This window comes from Roseobacter sp., assembly GCF_024639605.1.
GTDB lineage: Bacteria > Pseudomonadota > Alphaproteobacteria > Rhodobacterales > Rhodobacteraceae > Roseobacter.
This window is the reverse complement of record NZ_JAHEHZ010000069.1, coordinates 1-2,027: the sequence shown is the minus strand read 5'-3', so window position 1 is coordinate 2,027 and position 2,027 is coordinate 1. Positions and strand designations below refer to the sequence as shown.

The window sequence follows — 2,027 nt, the reverse complement described above, 5'->3', positions numbered from 1 at the left end:
AATGGCATGGATGGCATGGACCGTACCGACGGCAATCTTTTTTGCGATAATCGCAAGCCTGCTGGTGATCTTCACCATACTCGCAATCAAATTTCCTGAGACACCCCGCACAGGTATTCTCAGGATCGAAACAACGCGTGGTGATCGTTTGTTCATCACGCTGTTGGGCTCGGCCTTTATCAATCTGATCTGGCTGGGTCTCGAGGTCGCACCACAGCCCTATGCGCTGCTGGCGTGCCTTGTTTATGCCGTGGCGGTGTTCCGCTGGGTGTGAACGGGAAGACTGGCCCGTCCGGGACCCCGGGCGGCCACAAAAACAGTTCAAATAACGTCTGGGAGGACACTATGAACTTTTCACTAAGATCAACCACGGCCATGGGCGCCATGGTGGCATCGCTTTTTGCGGTGCCTGCCTGGGCGGACATGGAAGCAGCAATGGAGTTTCTCGATAACGAGATTAACGGCCTGAGCGTGCTGAGCCGCGAAGACCAGGAAGCGGAGATGCAGTTCTTTGTAGATGCTGCCGCCCCGTTCCAGGGCATGGAGATCAAGGTTGTCTCCGAAACCATCACCACGCACGAATATGAAAGCCAGGTCCTTGCACCGGCCTTCACCGCGATCACCGGCATTCAGGTCACCCATGACCTGATCGGCGAAGGCGACGTGGTCGAAAAGCTGCAGACACAGATGCAGTCGGGCGAAAACATCTATGATGGCTACGTCAACGACAGCGATCTGATCGGCACGCACTGGCGCTATCAGCAGGTGCGCAACCTGACCGACTGGATGGCGGGCGAGGGCGCTGACGTGACCAACCCCGGTCTCGATCTGGATGACTTTATCGGCACCCAGTTCACGACCGCACCGGACGGCAAACTTTACCAGCTGCCCGACCAGCAGTTCGCGAACCTTTACTGGTTCCGCTATGACTGGTTCAACGATGAAAAGAACAAGGCCGATTTCCAGGAAGCCTTTGGCTATGAACTGGGTGTGCCGGTCAACTGGTCTGCCTATGAGGACATCGCCGAATTCTTCACCGGTCGCGACCTGAGCCACCTTGGTGTGGAAGGCGACGTGTTCGGCAACATGGATTACGGCAAGAAAGACCCCAGCCTGGGCTGGCGTTACACTGACGCGTGGATGTCCATGGCAGGCATGGGCGACGTCGGTGAGCCGAACGGTCTGCCGGTTGACGAGTGGGGTATTCGTGTGAACGAAAACTCACAGCCTGTCGGCTCCTGCGTCGCGCGTGGCGGTGCCACCAACGATGCTGCCGCCGTTTATGCGGTGACCAAGGCGATCGAATGGCTGCAGAAGTATTCGCCGCCAGCAGCTGCCGGCATGACCTTCGGCGAGGCCGGCCCGATCCCTGCGCAGGGTAACGTGGCCCAGCAGATGTTCTGGTACACCGCCTTTACCGCGGCGACCGTGAAGCCTGATCTGCCCGTGATGAACGAGGACGGCACACCCAAATGGCGTATGGCTCCCAGCCCGCACGGTGTGTACTGGAAAGACGGCCAGAAGGTCGGCTACCAGGACGTGGGCTCCTGGACACTCATGAAATCCACTCCGGTGGACCGTGCCAAAGCCGCATGGCTCTATGCACAGTTCGTGACGTCCAAGACAGTTGATCTGAAGAAATCGGATGTGGGTCTTACCTTTATCCGTGAATCCACGATCAGCTCCGACCACTTCACCGAGCGTGCCAATAAACTGGGCGGACTGGTGGAATTCTACCGCTCGCCGGCACGTGTGGCATGGTCTCCGACAGGTACAAACGTGCCCGACTATCCCAAGCTTGCACAGCTGTGGTGGCAGAACATCGGCGACGCAATGTCCGGTGCGAAAACACCTCAGGAAGCACTCGATGCGCTTTGTGAAGCACAGGAAAGCGTGATGGAGCGTCTTGAGCGCGCAGGTATCCAGGGTGATATCGGCCCGGTCATGAACGAGGAGCAGGATCCGGAATACTGGTACAGCCAGCCCGGCTCGCCTGTTGCCAAGCTCGAGAACGAAGACGAAGAGCC

2 protein-coding genes are annotated in these 2,027 nt (G+C 58.2%); both read left to right on the top strand.

Annotation, left to right across the window (positions count from 1 at the left end; translation table 11 throughout):
* Window position 1: 1 nt before the first annotated feature.
* A complete protein-coding gene (locus tag Q0M35_RS10625; RefSeq protein WP_295314973.1) occupies window positions 2–274 on the top strand; it encodes a DUF2160 domain-containing protein in 273 nt (90 codons plus the stop codon).
* A gap of 71 nt (window positions 275–345) precedes the next feature.
* On the top strand, window positions 346–2,027 hold a 1,682-nt coding region (locus Q0M35_RS10620), incomplete at its 3' end, for an ABC transporter substrate-binding protein (protein WP_295314971.1).